This window comes from Pseudomonas sp. Irchel 3A18, assembly GCF_900187465.1.
GTDB classification, from domain to species: Bacteria; Pseudomonadota; Gammaproteobacteria; order Pseudomonadales; family Pseudomonadaceae; genus Aquipseudomonas; species Aquipseudomonas cichorii.
In genome coordinates, this window is the sequence record NZ_FYDI01000005.1 from 335,846 (window position 1) to 355,735 (window position 19,890).

Sequence of the window (19,890 nt, forward strand, 5' to 3'; positions counted from 1 at the left end):
TCTCGTAAAGGGCTCATGCCAACTCTTCAAGCTCGGCCAGCAGACCCGGCTCGATCACCAGCTCACTGGCAGAGAGGTTTTCGCGCAGGTGCGCAACCGAAGAGGTCCCCGGAATCAGCAGGATATTGGGCGAGCGTTGCAGCAGCCAGGCCAGCGCCACGTTCAGAGGCGAGGCACCCAGGCGAGTCGCGACGCGAGACAGGGTTGTCGATTGCAACGGGCTGAAGCCACCGAGGGGAAAGAACGGCACGTAGGCAATGCCTTGCTGGCTCAGCTCTTGGATAAGCTGTTCATCTGCCCGGTGAGACAGGTTGTAATGGTTCTGCACGCAGACAACCCTGGCGATTCCTTGAGCCTGTTTGATCTGCGACGCCGTGACATTGCTCAGGCCCAGATGACGAATCAACCCTTGTTGCTGCAATTCGGCCAGGGTCGTGAACGCCTCCTCGATCGGCCCCTCTTCGGGAGCCTGCTGGCTGCCCCAGGCCCGCAGGTTCACAACATCCAGCACATCGCGCCCCAGGTGGCGCAAGTTGTCATGCACCGCGCGGGTCAGCTCGGCAGGGCTCGGTGCCGGGTTCCATGAACCATCTGCACCGCGCAGAGCACCGACCTTGGTCACGATCACCAGATTGTCCGGGTATGGCTGCAAGGCTTCGCGGATCAACTGGTTGGTCACATGCGGGCCGTAGAAGTCCGCGGTATCGATATGGTTGACACCCGATGCCAGTGCTTCCTGCAAAACAGCAACTGCCGCTTTCGGGTCTTTGGGTGGGCCGAAGACATTGGGACCGGCCAATTGCATCGCGCCATAGCCCATGCGATTGACCGTACGGTCGCCCAACAAGAAAGAACCTGCCTTGCGTGCATTGCTCATGTCGTCCACCTCGGGAAATGTGTTCAGGCCACTATAGGCATTGACGACTCCACTGATAATGCAGTGCAATCCGCACAGGTTGTACGCCGGAGAGAACAGTGCCCGCAGATATCCAGGACTTGCTGTCCTATGTGATTGTCGTAAAAGCCGGAGGCTTTCGTGAGGGCGCCAGGGCCAGCGGCAAATCCGCCTCCAGCCTCAGCGATGCCGTGCGGCGCATCGAAGCAAGGCTCGGCGTGCGTCTGCTCAATCGCACTACGCGCAGCGTAATGCCCACCGAGGCGGGTGCGCGCTTGATGGAGCGGATCGTTCCAGCCCTTGCCGAGGTCGAGACATCCCTGGATGTGGTGAATGACTTCCGCGACGGCCCTTCCGGCACACTGAAGCTGAACGTACCTGCCAGCGCGGCCAGACTGGTACTGCCCGCAATCATCACGCCCTTTCTGCAAGCCTGCCCCGACATCCGTCTGGAAGTGGTCATCGAAGAAAGCTTTGTCGACATGCTCAAGGAAGGTTGTGACGCCGGGATTCGTTACGATGAACGTCTTGAAAAAGACATGATTGCCATCCCCATCGGCCCGAGACTTCAGCGCATGGCGACGGCAGCGTCACCCGCCTATCTCAAGGCCCATGGTCGCCCAGAGCATCCGCAAGACCTTCTGCAACACTCATGCATACGAGGTAAATTCGCCAGTGGCGCCATGCCGCTCTGGGAGTACGAACGTGATGGCGAAACCGTTTGCGTAGACCCCACCGGCCCTTTGCTGGTCAGGGCTGGAGGGGCTTCCGACCTGGCGGTCCAGGCGGCAATCGATGGCCTGGGCATCGTTTATCTGTTCGAGGAGTGGATTCAACCGCATCTGCAAAGCGGAGCACTGGAACCGGTGATGGAAACCTGGTGGCAGGAGTTTTCCGGGCCTTATCTCTACTATCCCGGTCGCCGCTACCTGCCTTCACCACTCAGGGCATTTGTGGACTTTGTCAAAGAGCAGAACGTCACCCGGCCTGACAGCAGAAAGTCTGGCATACCTTCTCCTTGACCAGATCCATGAACGCAGACACCGCAGCAGGAAGATGTTTGCGGCTCGGGTAAAGTGCATTCAGGCCAGGCCCCACGCGCTGGTATTGCGGGAGCACCTCTACAAGTCGGCCGGCCTGCAGATCCAAGTGGGTAAGCGTGGTGGGAAGCAAGGTTATGCCAAGCCCGGCCACTGAGGCCTTGCGCAGTGATTGCGCGGTATTGCCGATGAACCGGCACGTCACCTGAACCTCTTCCTCGACACCGTCAGGCCCGTCGAGACGCCATGTGGCAAAACCGCTGGGATGGGCAAAACCTATACAGTCCAGCCCCGCCACCTCCTGCAAGGTTTCGGGTTGGCCATGTCGGGCGATATAGCCAGGGCTGGCCACAAGTACACTGTTGCTGGTGCCTAGAATCTGCCGACTGACATAAGCCAGATCGTTAAGCGGCCCACCCCGAAACGCAACATCGATCTGATCGGCGATCAGGTCAGCCTTGTCATCACTGAGCACGAATTCGAGCCGCATCTTCGGGTACAACGCCATGAATTCGGCGACCCACTCCATCTGAAAGACATCGAAGAAATCGGCAGGCACTGCCACACGCATCAGCCCGCTGGACTCCTGACTGCCCATCATCAATGCCTGACCGGCATCGGCCAGATCATCCACGGCACCGGCACAGCGTTCGTGAAAGGTCCTCCCGGCATCGGTCAGGGTGAGCTTGCGCGTCGAGCGCTGCAACAGCCTGGAACCCAATTGCGCCTCAAGCTGCTGGACGCGACGGCTCACCGTATTGGACGGAATCCCCATGCGCCTCGCGGCCTCGGCAAAGCTGCCGTAACGCACGACCTGAACGAAGAGCGCGACATCATTGAGATCAAGCATCTGGCCCATTCCATTGAAATATGGACGAGTTAAATACAATCCATCCATCTAGTAAACAGACAGGGGGCCTTTTATCTTCTTCGCACCGAAATCACTTTCAGGCCGACCCCAGGCCCTACCTGTCAGAGAAATATCCATGAGCAATCACGAGGCCTTGCTATCGCCTTTCCAACTCGGCCCCCTGCCCTTGAAGAATCGTCTGGTGGTGGCACCGATGACCCGCAGCCGTGCGGGCGAAGGAGATGCTGCTACGCCTCTCGTCGCTGAATATTACCGTCAGCGGGCAAGTGCCGGCCTGATCATCACTGAAGGTTCACAGGTTTCGGCCCAGGCGAAAGGCTATCCGCGAACGGCTGGCATTTTCACGCAAGCACAAATTGCGGGCTGGAAGCAGGTGACCGACGCAGTACACTCGGCAGGAGGACGTATATTCCTGCAACTGTGGCATGTCGGGCGACTCTCCCACCCACTGGTTCAAGCCAACGGGGAGTTACCTGTAGCGCCCTCAGCCATCAAGCCCGAAGGTGAGCTGTATACCCCGCAAGGGCTCAAGCCCTATGAAACACCCAGGGCCCTTGCGCTGGATGAAATCCCAGGGGTTGTCGCGCAGTTTCGCCAAGGGGCCGAGCATGCAAAGCTTGCAGGCTTTGACGGTGTGGAAATCCATGGCGCCAATGGTTACCTGATCGATCAGTTCCTGCGCGATGGCGCCAATCTGCGCACCGATGAATATGGCGGCTCTGCCGAAAATCGCGTTCGCTTCCTCAAGGAAGTGGTAGAAGCGGTGATCCCGGTTTTTGGTGCAGATCGCACCGGTGTACGCCTCTCACCCAACCTCAATATTTTCTCGGTCAGCGACAGCACGCCACAGTCGACCTTTGAGCACGCCGTAAAAACCCTGAGCGGTTACGGCCTGGCCTACCTGCATGTTGTGCAGTTTGGCGAAGGCCACTTTGACTTCGTGAAACTGAAACAGCAATTTGGCGGAACCTATATAGCCAATGGCGGCTTTGATGCCGATCGGGCAGAGGCGACCATTCAGGCTGGCGACGCTGAACTGGTGTCGTTCGGCACACCTTTTCTGGCCAACCCGGATCTGGTTGAACGAATCCGACAGGGGGCCACGCTCAATACTCCAGATCAGGCGACGTTCTACCAGGGTGAAGAACGCGGCTATACCGATTACCCCGCCCTGAACGCCTGACTGTCCCTCAGCGCAGACAATGCATATGCGTTGTCTGCCAGACGGGATCGTCCTCCACATCGACCGTTACAAAACCCTGCTTTTCCCAGAAGCGGATCGCACCCGGCAGAAACGGGTGGGTGTGCAGGTACAACACCTCCACGCCACTGGCATCGGCCTGCACCTTGAGCGCTTCGTACAACTGCCCTGCCAGCCCGGCACCTCTGAATTCGTGGCTGACGAACAGGCGCACAATTTCCACCGCTCTGCGGCCTGCGTAGTTCAGTTGGGCAAAGCGATGGTCGTAAGGCAGATAACCGATGGCAGCGATGATCTCGCCTTCGCAGCAGGCGATCAGGAACCTGCCGTCCTCCGCGTCCAGATAGACCTGTTCAAAGTCGGCCAGATCAGCCGGAACGACGCTGGCATCGAGCATGGGAAATATTTCGGCACGGGCCGCCATGACAAAGTCGATGGTGCGGGGAATGTCGGCAGGCTGGACTTCAGTGATGGTGATGTTCATGGCAACTGACCTGGGTGGGGTAGCGCAGGGTAATACAATTTCGGGGCGAATTTAGTCACGAATGAATGCGCTTGTACCGAAGGTTCATGCACAGATTTACAGCATCGCCGCCCCATGACGCACCAATGCAAAGCGGGTTGGAACACGCCCTCACGTCATAACCTGCTGAAAACAGCCTTTTAAGCAAGCTGGCACACCCCCTGCATAGTCTGTGATAACCCCACCATGAATGTGGTCGGGCGGTGCATCCGGCAACGTCGTCCGATGTCACCCACAAAACTTTATGAATAACAGGCAAAGGCGCCTGGAACCGAAAGGTTCCGGGCGTCTTTTTTTTGGCTTTGAAAAACCTGATTGGCCTAGGCCGGGACTTGCTATGAACACCACAGTCTTACCCTTCAGCGATGTACAGACCCTTATCGTCGTCGGCAATGGCATGGTCGGTCATCATTGCGTCGAGCAGTTGATCGCAGGCGGCGCCCTTGATCGCTATCGCATTCATGTCTTCGGCGAAGAACGCCAGCGTGCCTACGACCGCGTGCATCTTTCAGAGTACTTCACTGGCCGCGATGCCGAATCCCTGGCCATGAGTGATGCGGCCCTCTATCAGCAAGCCGGGCTGACCCTGCACCTGGGTGTTCCAGTGCTGGAGATCGACCGGGATCGTCGCGAGATCATCACCGCTGAAGGCTGCTTCACTTATGACAAGCTGATCATGGCCACGGGCTCGTTCCCGTTCGTACCGCCAATCGAAGGTGCCCAAGGCGACTCACGTCTGGTCTACCGCACCCTCGAAGACCTGGACACCATTCGTTACGCCGCCAGCAAGGCTCGTCGCGGTGTAGTCGTAGGTGGCGGCCTGCTGGGACTGGAAGCGGCCAACGCCCTGAAATCCCTGGGGCTAGAAGCCCATGTGGTGGAGTTCGCGCCACGACTGATGCCGGTGCAACTGGACGATCTTGGCGGCGCGGCCCTCAAGGCCCGCATCGAAGCGCTTGGCGTTGGTGTGCACCTGTCCCGTGCCACACAGTCGATCAGCGACGGCAAGCAGTACCGCTATCGCATGAACTTCGCCAACGACGAGTTTCTGGAAACCGATCTGATCGTGTTCTCTGCCGGTATTCGTCCTCAGGATGCACTGGCTCGCCAATGCGAACTGGAACTCGGCCCTCGGGGCGGTATCGCAATCGATGAACACTGCCGCACCAGCGATGCGGATATCTATGCCATTGGCGAATGCGCGGCCTGGAACGGCAGTGTCTTCGGCCTGGTTGCGCCGGGCTATCAGATGGCCCGTAGCGTGGCCGCCCAGCTTTGCGGTCAGGACGCCGATGCCTTCTTTGGTGCCGACATGTCCACCAAGCTCAAACTGCTGGGCGTGGATGTAGGTTCCATTGGCGATGCCCATGGCGCACTGGCGGGTGCGGTCAGCTATCGCTTTATCGATGAAGCCACTTCCAGCTATCGCCGTCTGGTGGTGTCGGCCGATGGCAAGCAAGTGCTGGGCGCGGTGCTGGTGGGCGACAACAGTTATTACGACACCCTGCTGCAATACGCCCAGAACGGCATTCCCCTGCCCGCCGATCCTTCCAGCCTGATCCTGCCCCGTGGCGAAGGCGCGCCGACCCTGGGGGCCGATGCCCTGCCCGCCACGGCGACCATCTGCTCCTGCCATAACGTCAGCAAAGGCTCGATCTGCTCGGCCATCGATGCAGGCTGTACCGATCTGGCCGGCATCAAGACCCAGACCAAGGCCTGCACCGGCTGTGGTGGCTGCGCAGCCTTGCTCAAGCAGGTTTTCGAGCATGAACTGATCGCCCGTGGCGTCAGCGTCGACAAGAGCCTGTGCGAACACTTCGCCTACACCCGTCAGGAGCTGTATTCGATGGTCCGCGTCGAAGGCATCGAAACCTTCGAGGAACTGCTGACCCGCCACGGCAAGGGCGCCCATGGCTGCGACATCTGCAAACCTGCCGTCGGCTCGATTCTCGCGTCCTGCTGGAACCGGCAGATTACCGAGCCTTCGCTGGTGCCACTGCAAGACACCAACGACACCTTCATGGCCAACATGCAGAAAAACGGCACTTACTCGGTGGTGCCGCGCATTCCCGGTGGCGAGATCACACCGGACGGCCTGATTGCCATCGGTGCCGTGGCCAAGAAATACGACCTGTACACCAAGATCACCGGCGGTCAGCGTATCGACCTGTTCGGCGCACAACTCCACGAACTGCCGGATATCTGGAGCGAATTGATCGAAGCCGGTTTCGAGACTGGCCATGCCTACGGCAAATCGACGCGGACCGTGAAATCCTGCGTGGGCAGTACCTGGTGCCGCTATGGCGTACAGGACAGCGTGGCCATGGCCTTGCGTATCGAAGACCGCTACAAGGGCCTGCGCTCGCCACACAAACTCAAGTTCGCCGTTTCTGGCTGTACCCGCGAATGCGCGGAAGCACAAAGCAAGGATGTGGGTGTCATCGCCACCGAAAACGGCTGGAACCTCTATGTAAGCGGCAACGGCGGCATGCGCCCACGCCATGCGGAACTGTTCGCCACTGACCTGGATGACGAAACCCTGATCCGTTACATCGACCGTTTCCTGATGCTCTACATCCGCACCGCCGACAAGCTGCAACGCACCTCGGTCTGGCGCGAGTCGCTGGAAGGCGGCCTGGATTACCTCAAGGCCGTGATCATCGACGACAGCCTGGGGCTGGCCGACGAGCTGGAAGCGCAGATGCAACTGGTGGTCGATCGCTATGAATGCGAATGGGCCAATGCCCTCAAGGACCCGGAAAAGCTCAAGCGCTTCCGCACCTTCGTCAACGACAAGCGCAGCGACCCGGATGTCCACTTCGTCAAGGAACGTGAGCAACGCCGCCCTGCAAAACCTGAAGAAATCGCCCTTATCCCGTTCAAGGAGGTGGTCTGATGAGCCAGTCCAACATGGCCTATGCCGAAAAAACACTCGCGCCTGCCATGAGCACACAATGGCAGACGCTGTGCTCGCGCAAGGATCTGGTTGCCAACTCAGGCGTGGTGGCCTGGCTCGATGGCGCGCAGGTCGCGCTGTTCTATCTGCCTGAAACCGAGGAAGGCGAAAAGCTCTTTGCCATCGAAAACCGCGATCCCAAATCCGGTGCAAATGTCATCGGCCGCGGCCTCATAGGGCAGCTTGGCGGGGAACTGGTCATCGCGTCGCCGCTGTACAAGCAGCACTTCCGCCTGCACGACGGCACCTGCGTGGAATACCCGGAGCAACAACTCGAAGTCTGGCCGGTGCGCCTGAATGGCGAGCAGGTGGAAATCGCGGTTTAGCCTGCCGTTGGGCAAGTCCTACAAGGTTTATCTGTATATCCATACAGATAAACCTTGCTCACAACGCTTTCAGTGTTCATCCTTACCGCATTCAAACCCCATCAATGCAAGCGGTGGTTATGCGGCTGTTTCTCTGCGAAAAACCCTCACAGGCCAAAGATATCGCCGCCGTCCTCGGCGCGACCCGGCGTGGGGACGGCTGCTGGACAGGCCCCAACGCCACCGTGACCTGGTGCATCGGCCACCTGCTGGAAACCGCGCCACCGGATGCCTACGATGCCCGTTACAAACGCTGGGTGCTGGAAGACCTGCCGATTGTCCCGGACAAATGGAAGATGCTGGTCAAACCCCGCACCGCCAGCCAGTTCAAGGCCGTAAAACGCCTGCTGGGCGAAGCTCGGGAACTGATCATCGCCACCGACGCCGACCGCGAAGGCGAGATGATTGCTCGCGAACTGGTTGAACATTGTCGCTATCGTGGTCCGATACAGCGCTTGTGGCTCTCGGCCCTGGATGACGCTTCGATCCGCAAGGCGCTGGCGTCCCTCAAGCCCGGTGCCGATACCTTCAGCCTCTATCATTCGGCACTGGGCCGCTCCCGCGCCGACTGGCTGATCGGCATGAACATGAGCCGCCTGTTCACCCTGCTCGGTCGCCAGTCCGGGTATCAGGGCGTGCTGCCGGTGGGCCGTGTGCAAACGCCAACCCTGCGGCTGGTGGTGGATCGCGACCGCAGCATCGCCGACTTCGTCCCCGTGCCTTACTGGGCCATCGACGTCAAACTGCTGCATGACGGTCAGGCCTTCATTGCCCAGTGGCGAGCCCCCTCAGATGCCTGTGACGATCAGGACCGCTGCCTGAACCAGCCACTGGCGCAACAGGCCGCAGAGGCGATTCGCAATGCCGCCAGCGCCAAGGTCGTAAAACTGCGCACCGAACGGATTCGCGAAGCTGCGCCCTTGCCTTTCGACCTGGGCACCTTGCAGGAAATCTGCTCGAAAAAGCTCGGCCTTGGCGCTCAGGAAACCCTGGATATCGCCCAGGCCCTGTATGAAACCCACAAGGTCATCACCTACCCGCGCAGCGATTGCGGTTATCTGCCCATGAGCCAGCATGGCGAGGCTGCGGGCATCATTGCCGCGCTGGGCCAATCAGACCCTGCACTGAGCGAACTGCTCAGGCATCTGGACCCGCAACGTCGCTCACGGGCCTGGAACGACGCCAAGGTCAGCGCCCACCACGGCATCATCCCCACCGCTGCCGCCCGAGGCATCGAGCGTCTGACCGGCAAGCCGCGAGCGGTCTACACCCTGATCAGGGCGCGCTATCTGGCGCAGTTCCTGCCCAATCACGAATACGACCGGACCCAGGCCGACTTCGACTGCGCCGGGCAGGCCTTACGGGCTGTCGGCAAACAGATCATCGAGCCAGGCTGGAAACGTGCCATGCCCGAAGCGCTGGCGCCAGCCAAAGGGCGCGAAGCCCCTCCCCCGCAAAACCTGCCCGCGCTGTTTCAGGGCTGCGACTGCCCGGTGAGCGATGTCATCCTCAAGGACCTGTGGACTCAGCCGCCCAAGCCTTTCACCGAAGGCGACCTGATCAAGGCCATGAAGAATGTCGCCAAGCTGGTGGAAGACCCGCTGCTCAAGCAGAAGCTCAAGGACACCACCGGGATCGGTACCGAAGCCACCCGCGCCGGCATCATTCAGGGCCTGATCGACCGGGGTTATCTGATCAAGCAAGGCAAGGCCTTGTCTGCCACTGCCGCAGCATTCAGCCTGATCGATGCCGTCCCTCGCGCCATCGCCGACCCCGGCACCACCGCCATTTGGGAACAGGCGCTGGACATGGTGCAAAACGGTGAAATGAGCCTGGAGGAATTCGTCGCCAAACAGGCCGCCTGGATGAGCAAGCAGGTCAGCCGTTGCGTCGGCCTGCGGATGACCATCAGCGGCCCCGCCAGCCCGGCCGGTGGCGCAGCGCCCTGGAAGAAAAAACGCAAGACCGGTACGCGCAAGGCGGCCGGAGCCACTGCAAGCAAGGGCAAACGCCCGACAAGAGCAACAAAGAAAGCCTGACCCCATTTGTATCTCGCCGCTTACAGCTTGCAGCTTATCGCTTGCGGCTTACCCCTGCTTTTCACTCCCCCCTATACATCAATGCCGTATTGATAGCACAATAATGATAATGATTAGCATTTACTAACATTAATGAATCTTAATTGTTACAATCTGGCTTTCCGTTTGAAGATGACTGCCACCAGAAGAAGGGAGCGGCACCACCATGCGTGTATTAGTGGTAGAAGACGACATATCGGTCAGCCACTGGCTTGGCAGCAAACTCCATGCGTTCGGCCATAACTGCAAGTTGACCCATGACGGTGAAGGCGCGCTGGAGATTCTTACGCAGGAAGCGTTCGACGTCGTAGTGCTAGACCGCATGTTGCCCAGGATGGATGGCATCGAACTGCTCAACCGGCTCCATGGCCGCTCCCGCCCTCCCGTGCTGATCCTGTCGGCAAACGACCAGACCAGTGACCGTGTCGAAGGTTTGCGTGCCGGTGCGGACGACTATCTGGGCAAGCCTTTCGACTTCACCGAACTGCTGTTGCGCCTGGAGGTGCTGGCTCGCCGGCACAATCAAACCGCTATGGAAGAAGTGATCTACATAGAAGATTTACGCATCGACCTGGGCCAGCGCAGTGCATGTCGGGCCGGGCGCAATATTGACCTGACCGACAAGGAGTTCCGCCTGCTGCAAGTGCTCGCCGAACATCCGGGCCAGACGGTCACCCGTACCATGCTGCTGGAAAAGGTCTGGGGCTATCACTTCGACCCGCAGACCAACCTGATCGACGTCCATATCTCCAAGCTGCGGACCAAGATCGACAAAGGGTTTGAGCGCAGCCTGCTGAGGACCATTCGTGCAATCGGCTATGAACTCGGCTAGTCGCTTCGAGCTGCGTCACATCCTTGAAACCAGCAACTTCCAACAAGCCGCCACCATGGCATTTGCCTGTCTGCTGGTGGCCTTGCTGTCGGTCATCGGCAGTGGTTGCGTGCTCGAAAGCGTCATGCGCAGCCACGTGCGGGAAATGATCCTCGCCGACGTACGCACCATGCATGAACTGACCCAGAGCCGCAGCAGCCATCAGGTCGCCGAACTGCTCAGGCAGCGGGACCTCTATGACCGGCGCAGCGAGCGTCATTCTCTGTTGCTGGACCCACAGGGCAAGGTCCTGACCGGCGATGCGACGATGCACGAAGTCATGGACTGCATCGCGTCCAGATGCCCGGATAACTGGCGAAACATTCGTAACAAAGAGCGGCAGATCATGGGGCTGGTGATCGAGCTGCGCGACGGCGGTCGCTATTTCAGCGCCTACGACCTGCAACCGATGCTGGAACGCACCCAGATCATTCCGCTGATGGCCGGCGCGGGTCTGTTTCTGGTGCTATTGGGCAGCCTGATCTTCAGCCTGCGTTACAGCCTGCGCAAGCTGTACCGCATAGAACGTATTCATGACGCACTGAAACGCTTTGCCAGTGGCGATCATCAAGCCTTTCCGCCCCATGACCGCAGCGGCGACGAGCTTGACCGGCTGGCCACCGAGATCTATCGCAACCTGGAGCGGATCAACAAGCTGATGGCCGAGGTCAAGGGCGTGACCAGCCATATCGCCCACGAACTGCGCACGCCGCTGACGCGATTGCAGAATCGTCTGGTCAGCGCAGCCGAAATCGCCACGGGTGATGTGCGCGAAGCACTGTGGATGGCCGCCGACGAAAGCGAACGCATCCAGAGCCTGTTTCGGGCGGTCATGCGGGTCGGGGAAGTGGAAACCGGGCGTTGCGCCCATCTTTTCGAGGAGTTTCCAGCCCAGGATCTGCTCAACGATCTGCGCGAGTATTACTTGCCCCTGGCCGATGAGCGCAACTCGCCGCTGGTGCTGAGCATAGACCCTGGCTGCAAGATCTGGGGCGACCGTGCCCTGCTGTTCCAGGCCATGGCCAATCTGGTGGACAACGCACTGAAATATGCGCCGCGCAATTCCACCATCACGCTCTTTGCCCGGCATCGCCCTCTCTTCGCCACCCTTGGCGTGGCGGATCACGGCGAAGGCATTCCGGCTTCTGCAACGGAACAGGTGGTGGAACGTTTCCATCGCCTGCATACCTCCGGCGACATTCCCGGCAACGGGCTCGGCCTGACACTCGTCAAGGCCATCAGTGAACTGCATGGCGGCTCCCTGCGGCTGAGCGACAACCAGCCCGGCCTGCGTGTCGAATTGCAGTTGAGCCGGGCGATTCCTTAAGGCTTCTTAATGATCTCCGCCTTGCCGCTTAATGAGAATAAATCTTAGTATCGTTTCACCTTGTTGAACCGTCCCAAACCGCTGTTCACTGCGGTCGGGGCTCCCTTTTCCGACATTTCATACAGGCTGCGCCATGCTCAACTCCTTCAAGAAATTCCTTAACGACGAAAGCGGCGTGACCGCCATCGAATACGGCATTCTGGCTGCCTCCATGGCGGCAGCCATCGGCTACATCTTCGGCTCGGACGGCCAGTTCATCGGCGCGCTCAAAGAGCGTTTCGGCGGTATCGCCGACCAGATCAGGTCCACCAACAACAGCACCGGCAGCAACTGACGTTACCCCGCAGGATTCCCGTCCATGACCAGCCTTGTCGTCGTTCTGCTGTTGCCCGCCTTGTGCTGGGTCGTGGTCACGGACCTGTTGTATCGCAAGATCCATAACCGACTGGTGCTGGCCTTGCTGGCGGGATGGCTTGCATTGCCGCTGCTGGCGCCCCTGAATGTCGGCCCTTTTGCAGGTTTGGGGACCTGGCAGGTCATTTCCGCCATGGGCTGGTCCACAGCAGGCGCGGCACTGGTCCTGCTGGTCGGTTACGGCCTCTACATGATCGAACGGGTCGGCGGCGGCGACGTCAAGCTGATGACCGTGCTGAGCCTGTGGATCGGCAGCGAAGACCTGATCACGTTCCTGATCATCACCTCGCTGGCTGGCGGCATCCTGGCGCTGGTGCTACCTACCCTGGAAATGCTTGAAGCGGCGCTTGCAAGGGGCGTGATGTGGCTGATCAGACGCATGCCGCAAGACACCATCGCCGTACCGATCATCTATGACGCCCAACGCCCCGCAGGTATCCCCTACGGTCTGGCCATCGCAGCAGGTGCGCTGTTCACCTTGTTGTTTCCCATCCACACCTGAACCCACAGTAGCCGTACTCGATGAAAAAGAATTCGCTCATTCTGCTGACTGGGGCCATTGTCCTCGCCAGTGGTTCCGCCCTGCTCGCACGGGCTTTGCTGGCACCGCCAAAGCCACCTGAAGTCAAGGCACAGGTTCAACCTGCCGCACCCAAGGAAGCCACTCGCCAGGTGCTGGTCGCTTCGCGCAACCTGCAACCGGGCGACTTCATCGATGCAGGCAGCCTGGACTGGCAACCGGCAACCGCACAAATGACGCGCTCCCTGTATTTCATCGAAGGCCAGGACAAACAGGACTCCTTGCTGGGCGCCACTGTGCGTCAACCGGTCGAAGCCGGTCAGCCACTGACCAGCAGCGTGGTCGTGCGCCCCGGCGAACCAGGCTTTCTGGCCTCGGTCATCAAGCCCGGCATGCGCGCCGTATCCGTGCCGACCAGCGCAGTGGAAAGCAACTTCGGCCTGGTGGCCGCCGGTGATCGCGTGGATGTGATCCTGAGCCTCAAGCGCGAACAGGAAACCCAGGCGCCGGACGCCACCGCCAATGCCGCGCCGTTTCTGGCGGCCCAGACCATCCTTCACGATATCCGCGTGCTGGCGATGAATAACAGCACCCGCAGCGACCTGAATGTACGCCGGGATCTGGAAGCCACGCCCAACGCCAAGAACACCAGCAGCCGTCAGAGCTTTGAAACCGTGACGCTGGAAGTCGCGCCGTCGGCGGCCGAACAACTGGCAGTCGCCAAGGAGATTGGCAACCTGCAACTGGCCATCCGCTCATCGGTCGAGCAGACCGAAGGCGAGCTGCTGACCAGCAGTGAAGTCACCACCCTGAACAAGACCACCAGCATTTATCCCTCGCAGAAAAGCGCGGGCAAATCCGGGCCGGCCACCACTGTGCAGCTCTTCAGGGGCAAGGCCACCGAAGTTCTGGACCTGGCGAAACACTGATCAGTTGCGTCTGCCGGCCTGTGTAGCGCTGGCAGACGCCCTTACGGAAAAAACAGCATGAAACGCACAGCGCAACCTCTGGCTTCGGGCCGGAACGGACTCTCCTTGCTGCTCGCCGGCCTCGGCTTGAGCGCCACTCTGGTCAGCCCGTCAGTTGTCATGGCCGAACAGGCGACCGTGGACAACTACGACATGCCGGCGAAAACCCCGGTCACGCCAGTCATCACACGTGCCCAGTTGCAACAGATCAGTGAAACCCAGACGGTCAACCTGACCGTGCGCCAGGGCCGTCTGCTGCAACTGCCTCGCGCCGCGGCAAAAGTGCTGTTGGCCGACCCGGAAGTGGCCAGTTTCCAGATGCCGTCGCCAAGCAGTGTCTTCGTATTCGCCCAGCGGTCAGGCGCCACGACCCTTTATGCACTGGACGCCAACGACAATGTGATCGCAGCCATGCGACTGGTCGCAGGCTTCGACCTGGAAGGCCTGCGCCAGCAGATCGAAAATGAAGTGGCGGGTTCACAAGTCAGTTTCGTACCCGCGGCAGGCGATGGCCTGATCGTTCGTGGACATGTTCGTACCCCCCTCGAAGCCCGTCAGGTCATGGCCAGCGTCAAGGCCGCCGTCGGCGCCAATGACAGCGCGGCAGGCGGACCGGGTGGCGGCGCTCCAGCCGGTGCGCCCGGTGGTGGAGGCCCGGCTGCACCGCGGGTCATCAATCAGCTCAAGGTCGAGTTGTCGGCACAGGTCAACATCCGGGTTCGGGTCGTCGAAGTGTCCCGCAACCTCAGCCACACGCTGGGCCTGAACTGGGACTCGGTCATGAACAGCGGCAAGTTCCGTCTGGCGACCGGTTCTTCGACCAGCCTGTTCAACGCCGCCAACGCGGCCTCATCGGCAGGCACCATCGCTGGCGCGACCCAGGCCGGTCAGTTGATCCGCACGGCCAACACCATTGGATTCACCGACGGCAACCTGACCGGGCTGATCAACGCCCTGTCGGTGGAAGGCATGGCCTCGGTCCTGGCCGAGCCCAACCTGACGGCCATGTCCGGCGAAACCGCAGGCTTCGCCGCCGGTGGTGAAGTGCCGATTGTGGTGATCACCAACAACAACGTCAGCATCACCTACAAATCCTACGGCGTGATCCTGCGCATGACGCCCACCCTGCTCTCGCCCAACCGCATCAGCCTGCATATCGCACCGGAAGTCAGTGATCTGTCCGATGACGGCGCAGTGACCCTGCCCGATGGCGGCTCGACCATTCCGGCCTTCAAGGTTCGTCGCGCCGACACCACGGTGGAACTGGCCAGCGGCCAGAGCTTCGCCCTCGCGGGCATGCTGCGCAGCAACGTTGCCCAGCAAGTCAGCGGCCTGCCGGGTCTCAAGGGCGTGCCGTTGCTCGGCCGCCTGTTCGAGGGTGAAACCAGCACACAAGAGGACACCGAACTGGTGATTCTGGCGACCGCTTATGTCGTAGACCCCGTCACCGAAGGTGAATTGCAAACCCCGGGCCGCGGCCTGCCAGGCATGGATGCGCAGATGCCGCGCCAGGCCAGCGCAGGGTACCTGTACTGATGGAGACCTTGAAAATGAAGCCTGCCACTTTCCGCCTCGCACTGCTGGTCTGCCTGCCCTTGTTCATGGCGGGCTGTACCGCGCAGTACAACGAACTGCGCGCCAAGCGCTTTGCCAACACGCCGATGCCGGTCACGCAGGTGAACCCCAGCGCCCTGAGCGTTTCCCTCAATACGGTCAATCAGGGTAAGGGGCTGACCGCCGAATCCCTGGAAAACCTCAACACGATGCTGAGCAATCAGGGCCGTCTGAAAAATCAGAGCCTGACCCTGCAACCCTTCACTCCTGCGGGTGAGCAGATGGCCAAACGCCTGGTACGGGTGCTGAGCGAACGCGGCGCGGATGCCGACCGCATCATCCTGGCGCCGGTCCAGCTCAAGGCTGCCGAACAGTCCGGCGGGTGGGACCTGCAGGTGATTTCCGAGGCCATGGTCGCGCAAATCCCCGACTGCCGGATCGCCAACGCCGATGCCTGGACCATGACCCCTTATCAGGCAGTCGGCACCCTTGGTTGTGCCAACCGGGCCAACATTGCGCGGATGGTCAGCGACCCTCGCGACCTGGTCCGCCCACGCACTCTGGACAGCGCCGATGGCAATCAGGCCAACAATGCCGTGCAGCGTTATCAGGAAAGCAAGACCACCGAACTGATGAACATCGACTTCTCCCAGGACGACTGAGGACGCCGCCATGAACGACAAGACCAACACTGTACTGCCCAGCGGCGACAAAACCTTTCTGGCACCGGTCCTGTTTGCCGCCAGTACGGCTGACCAGCGCAGCTTCGCCGAACAGTTGCAGCGCCTGGGCCAGCCCGAGGCGCTGGTCCTGAGCGGCGGAATCGAAGCGGCCAAGGCTTGGTGTGCCGAACAGCGGGCCAGCCTGCTGCTGGTGGACCTGGATGGCGAGCAATTGCCCTTGCAGGCCATTTCTGAACTGTCGAGCCTGTGCGATCCGGGTTGTGCGATTCTGGCCATCGGCAGCCAGCAGAATGTGGACCTGTATCGCGCCCTGACCCACAGCGGCGTGGTGGATTACCTGTGCAAACCCGTACCACTGGACTTGCTGGCCAGCAGCCTGGAGCGTGCGCGCAATATCCATCAGCAACCCCAGACCCGCCAGGTGCGTACCGGCCGCAGCATTGCCGTGACGGCTTGCTCCGGCGGGCTGGGCACCAGCACGGTCAGCGCCGGGCTGAGCCTGTTGCTGTCACACGAACGGCATATGCCAGTGGCCGCCGTGGATTACGATCGGCACAACGCAGACCTGTCCCTGCTGCTGGGGGCTCAGGGCGATTGCGGACTGGCCGCAGCCTTGAGCAGCAGCGAGATCGATGCCCGTTTTCTGCAACGGGCCATGACTCGTCTGGATGACCGCCTGCATCTGCTGGCCCAGGAACCTTCGGCCGACCATTTCGCGCCTATCGATACCGATCACCTGCTTGAACTGGGCGCCAACCTGTGCCGCTTGTTCAATCAGGTCGTATGGGACTTGCCATCCGGCCACCCTCAAGGTGCGCTGGAGGTGTTGCGCCACGTCGAAACCCGCATCCTGCTCAGCGAATTCACCATTCAAGGCGCCCGCAATACCCAGCGCCTGCTTGAAGAGATCGGTGACGAAAGCGAGGGCCAGCAACTGCTGCTGGTCGTCAACCAGAACCACGGCACTCACCAGACAGTCGCCCGCGAACAGTTCGAGGCCTTTGTCGGCAGGCGCGTGGACTTGGTGCTGCCTTACGCCGGGCATGCCCTGAGCGACAGCCTGTTGAGCGGGCCTCTGCGTCTGGAAGCTGCACCGGCCTTTCGTCAGGCCCTGCTGAATCTGGCAGACCTGGCCTGTGGCCGCAAACCGGGCAATGCCCTCGTAGCGCCGTCGGTGCTGGCCCGCCTCAAAGGCGCCCTGACCCGTCGTAACGCGGCCTGACACAAGGAGCCGGATCATGCTGATACGCAAGCCCAGAACCCCTGCCCCCGCTCCGGCAACATTGCCCGTGCAGGAAAGCGGCGAGTCGGTCATCGAGATGCAGAAGGTCAACACGACCAAGGCAAACCCTGCCAGCAAGCATGCCGACAGCGGCGCCAACCTGAACCGACGCCTGATCCGCGGTTTCCTCTATGACCAGATCGACCCGCTCAAGGCTGCGGCCATGGGGCGTGACAAGCTGCGTCAGCAGATTGAAAGCCAGATACGACGCATCTGCGATGAAAACCGCCTGCAACTGTCTCGCCCCGAAGAAGAGCAGATCGCCAGCGAAATGCTGGACGAGATGCTGGGTATCGGGCCGATCCAGCCGCTGCTGGCCGACGACACGGTCAACGATATTCTGGTCAATGGCGCGGGTCAGGTGTTCGTCGAGCGCTTCGGCAAGCTGGAGCTGTCGACCATCACGTTTCTGGACGAAGAGCATGTGTTCAACACTGCCCAGCGTATCGCCGCCGGTGTCGGGCGACGCATCGACGAAGCCAACCCCATGGTCGATGCGCGACTGGCCGACGGCAGCCGGGTCAACGTCATTACCTACCCGCTGGCCATTGACGGCACCACCATTTCCATCCGTAAGTTCATGCGCCGCAACCTGACGCTGGAATCCCTCGCGGCACGCCATGCCATGTCGATGGAAATGGTCCAGGTGCTCAACCGCGCCATGATTGCCAAGCTCAATATCGTGGTGTCCGGCGGTACGGGTGCGGGCAAGACCACGTTGCTCAATGCGTTGTCGCAAAAGATCAGCGAAGACGATCGCATCCTGACCATCGAAGATGCCGCAGAGCTGCAACTGCAACAGATCCATGTGGTGCGCCTTGAAACACGGCCGGTCAGCGCTGAAGGGACGGGCAAGGTCGACCAGCGTGATCTGGTGCGCAACGCCCTGCGTATGCGACCTGACCGGATCATCCTCGGTGAAGTGCGCGGCGGTGAAGCCTTCGACATGTTGCAGGCCATGAATACCGGGCATGACGGCTCGCTCTGTACCGTCCACGCCAACACCCCTCGCGACGCCATCATGCGCCTGGAAAACATGGTGATGATGGCAAGCATGCAACTGCCGATGGAAGCCATTCGACGCCAGATCGCCAGTGCCGTGAACCTGGTGGTTCAGGTCGAACGCCAGCGTGACGGCGGACGACGTGTTGTCTCGATCACTGAAGTCTGCGGCATGGAAAACGACGTCATCCAGACTCAGGAGCTGTTCGGCTTCAAGGTCCGCTCCACCGACAGCCAAGGCAAGATTGTGGGCGACTACGTGAGTAGCGGCCAACGGCCCGAGTTCTACAACCAGCATGCCCATCTGTTTGGCGATCTTTAAGAGGACACCCCATGCAAGCTGTCCTCGATTTACTCACACTGCTGGTCTTCGCCTGCGTGATGTTCGCCTTCTATGGGCTGCTGAGCCTGAGCAAACGCCGCCAGCGAGCCGCCGAAAGCGCGGCGCGTCTGGAACAATTGCTGCGCGACAAGGTGACGGTGAATGCACCTAAAACCGAAGTTGAAAGCATCATGCGGGAAATGCAGAGCGCCCCCCTGGGCCACATTCCCGTGCTCGGCACCCACATCACTCACCTGTGGATCAACCTGAACCTGCTGGGCTGGCGCAAGACCCTCAAGGGACGGGTCATTGCCTTCGGCATCGGCGGCTTTTTCGCCGGGGTGCTGATTGGTCGCGACACGCCCATCCCCTTGCTGTTCGGCAGCCTGATTGCGGTATTCGCCGCCATCGCCCTGTTCACGCTGTTCTATCGCCAGGCTCTGGCCAAGTACCACAAGCAACTGCGCCAGTCACTGCCCGAAGCCATCGACTCCATCACCCGCACCTGCCGTGCAGGCGTACCGATCAGCAATGCCTTCGCGCTGGTCGCCGATCATCTGAGCGGGCCGTTGAGCGTGGAATTCGCGATTATCGATCACTGGCTGCGCCTGGGTGTGCCGCTGCGGCGGGTCATGCAGGATTCGACCCTGCGCGTGCCACTGGCCGAGTACCGGTTTTTCGCGGTGATCCTGATCATCAACCAGGAAGCCGGTGGCCGTCTGGGCGAAACCCTGGACCGGCTCTCGACCACCCTGCGCGACCGTCACGAGCTGCAATTGAAGATTCTGTCCAAGACCTCCGAAGCACGGGCCTCTTCCAAGATCGTGTCATCGCTGGTGCCCGCCATGCTGGGCTACATGTACATCAATGCCCCTCAGGACTTCCGCTTTCTGCTCAACGACCCCACCGGCAACATGGTGCTGTTCTACGCCCTTGCCAGCGTCACGCTGGGGCTGGTCATCAACCACCTGATGGTGAGCCGAGTCGGATGAACGCTCGCTTTTGCGGAGAACAACAG

General features: G+C 60.6%; 18 protein-coding genes. 15 read left to right on the forward strand and 3 right to left on the reverse strand.

Annotated features, from left to right (window positions below):
* Positions 1–13: 13 nt before the first annotated feature.
* Complete coding sequence (locus tag CKW23_RS12380) at positions 14–877, reverse strand: aldo/keto reductase family oxidoreductase (RefSeq protein ID WP_095067653.1); 864 nt, start codon at positions 875–877, stop codon at positions 14–16.
* A gap of 98 nt (positions 878–975) precedes the next feature.
* On the opposite strand from CKW23_RS12380, the gene CKW23_RS12385 reads away from it, so the two are divergent.
* Positions 976–1,917 (forward strand): LysR family transcriptional regulator, encoded by a 942-nt coding sequence (locus CKW23_RS12385; protein ID WP_095067654.1) that lies wholly within the window; start codon positions 976–978, stop codon positions 1,915–1,917.
* Here the strand turns inward: CKW23_RS12385 and CKW23_RS12390 are convergent.
* The gene (locus tag CKW23_RS12390) at positions 1,874–2,785 is read right to left on the reverse strand and encodes a LysR family transcriptional regulator (RefSeq protein ID WP_095067655.1); all 912 of its coding nucleotides are present in this window, start codon (positions 2,783–2,785) and stop codon (positions 1,874–1,876) included. The two genes, CKW23_RS12385 and CKW23_RS12390, sit on opposite strands and share 44 nt — an antisense overlap.
* 136 nt (positions 2,786–2,921) lie before the next feature.
* Between CKW23_RS12390 and CKW23_RS12395 the strand changes: the two genes are divergently transcribed.
* The gene (locus CKW23_RS12395; RefSeq protein WP_025259689.1) at positions 2,922–3,989 is read left to right on the forward strand and encodes an alkene reductase; all 1,068 of its coding nucleotides are present in this window, start codon (positions 2,922–2,924) and stop codon (positions 3,987–3,989) included.
* A gap of 7 nt (positions 3,990–3,996) precedes the next feature.
* Here CKW23_RS12395 and CKW23_RS12400 read toward each other — a convergent pair whose 3' ends face one another.
* Positions 3,997–4,491, reverse strand: a complete 495-nt coding sequence (locus tag CKW23_RS12400) for a GNAT family N-acetyltransferase (RefSeq protein ID WP_025259688.1) — start codon at positions 4,489–4,491, stop codon at positions 3,997–3,999.
* 376 nt (positions 4,492–4,867) lie between these two features.
* Here CKW23_RS12400 and nirB point away from each other — a divergent pair, with 376 nt between their 5' ends.
* From nirB to CKW23_RS12465, 13 genes are all read left to right on the forward strand, one after another.
* Positions 4,868–7,426 carry a nitrite reductase large subunit NirB gene (gene nirB / locus CKW23_RS12405; protein WP_025259687.1) on the forward strand — a complete coding sequence of 853 codons (2,559 nt, stop codon included), beginning with the start codon at positions 4,868–4,870 and terminating at the stop codon, positions 7,424–7,426.
* Positions 7,426–7,812 carry a nitrite reductase small subunit NirD gene (gene nirD / locus CKW23_RS12410; protein ID WP_025259686.1) on the forward strand — a complete coding sequence of 129 codons (387 nt, stop codon included), beginning with the start codon at positions 7,426–7,428 and terminating at the stop codon, positions 7,810–7,812. The genes nirB and nirD overlap by 1 nt, the downstream gene beginning before the upstream one ends.
* 119 nt (positions 7,813–7,931) lie before the next feature.
* Positions 7,932–9,890: a DNA topoisomerase III gene (locus CKW23_RS12415; protein ID WP_025259685.1), complete on the forward strand. Its 1,959-nt coding sequence runs from the start codon at positions 7,932–7,934 to the stop codon at positions 9,888–9,890.
* 205 nt (positions 9,891–10,095) lie between these two features.
* Complete coding sequence (locus tag CKW23_RS12420) at positions 10,096–10,761, forward strand: response regulator transcription factor (RefSeq protein ID WP_025259684.1); 666 nt, start codon at positions 10,096–10,098, stop codon at positions 10,759–10,761.
* On the forward strand, positions 10,736–12,127 hold the full coding sequence (locus tag CKW23_RS12425) for a HAMP domain-containing sensor histidine kinase (protein WP_143008679.1): 1,392 nt from the start codon (positions 10,736–10,738) through the stop codon (positions 12,125–12,127). The genes CKW23_RS12420 and CKW23_RS12425 overlap by 26 nt, the downstream gene beginning before the upstream one ends.
* A 133-nt stretch (positions 12,128–12,260) precedes the next feature.
* On the forward strand, positions 12,261–12,461 hold the full coding sequence (locus CKW23_RS12430; protein WP_025259682.1) for a Flp family type IVb pilin: 201 nt from the start codon (positions 12,261–12,263) through the stop codon (positions 12,459–12,461).
* A gap of 24 nt (positions 12,462–12,485) precedes the next feature.
* On the forward strand, positions 12,486–13,043 hold the full coding sequence (locus CKW23_RS12435; RefSeq protein ID WP_025259681.1) for a prepilin peptidase: 558 nt from the start codon (positions 12,486–12,488) through the stop codon (positions 13,041–13,043).
* Positions 13,044–13,063: 20 nt separating this feature from the next.
* Positions 13,064–13,990, forward strand: coding sequence for a Flp pilus assembly protein CpaB (gene cpaB, locus CKW23_RS12440; RefSeq protein WP_095067656.1), 927 nt, complete (start codon positions 13,064–13,066; stop codon positions 13,988–13,990).
* 57 nt (positions 13,991–14,047) lie between these two features.
* Positions 14,048–15,565, forward strand: coding sequence for a type II and III secretion system protein family protein (locus CKW23_RS12445; RefSeq protein WP_025259679.1), 1,518 nt, complete (start codon positions 14,048–14,050; stop codon positions 15,563–15,565).
* A 14-nt stretch (positions 15,566–15,579) separates the two neighbouring features.
* Positions 15,580–16,245, forward strand: coding sequence for a CpaD family pilus assembly lipoprotein (locus CKW23_RS12450; protein ID WP_025259678.1), 666 nt, complete (start codon positions 15,580–15,582; stop codon positions 16,243–16,245).
* Between the two features lie 10 nt (positions 16,246–16,255).
* Positions 16,256–17,488 (forward strand): hypothetical protein, encoded by a 1,233-nt coding sequence (locus CKW23_RS12455; protein ID WP_025259677.1) that lies wholly within the window; start codon positions 16,256–16,258, stop codon positions 17,486–17,488.
* A gap of 16 nt (positions 17,489–17,504) precedes the next feature.
* Positions 17,505–18,872 (forward strand): CpaF family protein, encoded by a 1,368-nt coding sequence (locus CKW23_RS12460; protein WP_095067657.1) that lies wholly within the window; start codon positions 17,505–17,507, stop codon positions 18,870–18,872.
* Positions 18,873–18,883: 11 nt separating this feature from the next.
* Complete coding sequence (locus tag CKW23_RS12465) at positions 18,884–19,864, forward strand: type II secretion system F family protein (protein ID WP_025259675.1); 981 nt, start codon at positions 18,884–18,886, stop codon at positions 19,862–19,864.
* Positions 19,865–19,890 lie beyond the last annotated feature (26 nt).

Bases quoted from the DNA above. Each gene is read 5' to 3' on its own strand.
- CKW23_RS12380 (WP_095067653.1), bottom strand. From the start codon at position 877: ATGAGCAATGCACGCAAGGCAGGTTCTTTCTTGTTGGGCGACCGTACG.
- CKW23_RS12390 (WP_095067655.1), bottom strand. From the start codon at position 2,785: ATGCTTGATCTCAATGATGTCGCGCTCTTCGTTCAGGTCGTGCGTTAC.
- CKW23_RS12395 (WP_025259689.1), top strand. From the start codon at position 2,922: ATGAGCAATCACGAGGCCTTGCTATCGCCTTTCCAACTCGGCCCCCTG.
- CKW23_RS12400 (WP_025259688.1), bottom strand. From the start codon at position 4,491: ATGAACATCACCATCACTGAAGTCCAGCCTGCCGACATTCCCCGCACC.
- nirB (WP_025259687.1), top strand. From the start codon at position 4,868: ATGAACACCACAGTCTTACCCTTCAGCGATGTACAGACCCTTATCGTC.
- nirD (WP_025259686.1), top strand. From the start codon at position 7,426: ATGAGCCAGTCCAACATGGCCTATGCCGAAAAAACACTCGCGCCTGCC.
- CKW23_RS12415 (WP_025259685.1), top strand. From the start codon at position 7,932: ATGCGGCTGTTTCTCTGCGAAAAACCCTCACAGGCCAAAGATATCGCC.
- CKW23_RS12420 (WP_025259684.1), top strand. From the start codon at position 10,096: ATGCGTGTATTAGTGGTAGAAGACGACATATCGGTCAGCCACTGGCTT.
- CKW23_RS12430 (WP_025259682.1), top strand. From the start codon at position 12,261: ATGCTCAACTCCTTCAAGAAATTCCTTAACGACGAAAGCGGCGTGACC.
- CKW23_RS12435 (WP_025259681.1), top strand. From the start codon at position 12,486: ATGACCAGCCTTGTCGTCGTTCTGCTGTTGCCCGCCTTGTGCTGGGTC.
- cpaB (WP_095067656.1), top strand. From the start codon at position 13,064: ATGAAAAAGAATTCGCTCATTCTGCTGACTGGGGCCATTGTCCTCGCC.
- CKW23_RS12445 (WP_025259679.1), top strand. From the start codon at position 14,048: ATGAAACGCACAGCGCAACCTCTGGCTTCGGGCCGGAACGGACTCTCC.
- CKW23_RS12450 (WP_025259678.1), top strand. From the start codon at position 15,580: ATGAAGCCTGCCACTTTCCGCCTCGCACTGCTGGTCTGCCTGCCCTTG.
- CKW23_RS12455 (WP_025259677.1), top strand. From the start codon at position 16,256: ATGAACGACAAGACCAACACTGTACTGCCCAGCGGCGACAAAACCTTT.
- CKW23_RS12460 (WP_095067657.1), top strand. From the start codon at position 17,505: ATGCTGATACGCAAGCCCAGAACCCCTGCCCCCGCTCCGGCAACATTG.
- CKW23_RS12465 (WP_025259675.1), top strand. From the start codon at position 18,884: ATGCAAGCTGTCCTCGATTTACTCACACTGCTGGTCTTCGCCTGCGTG.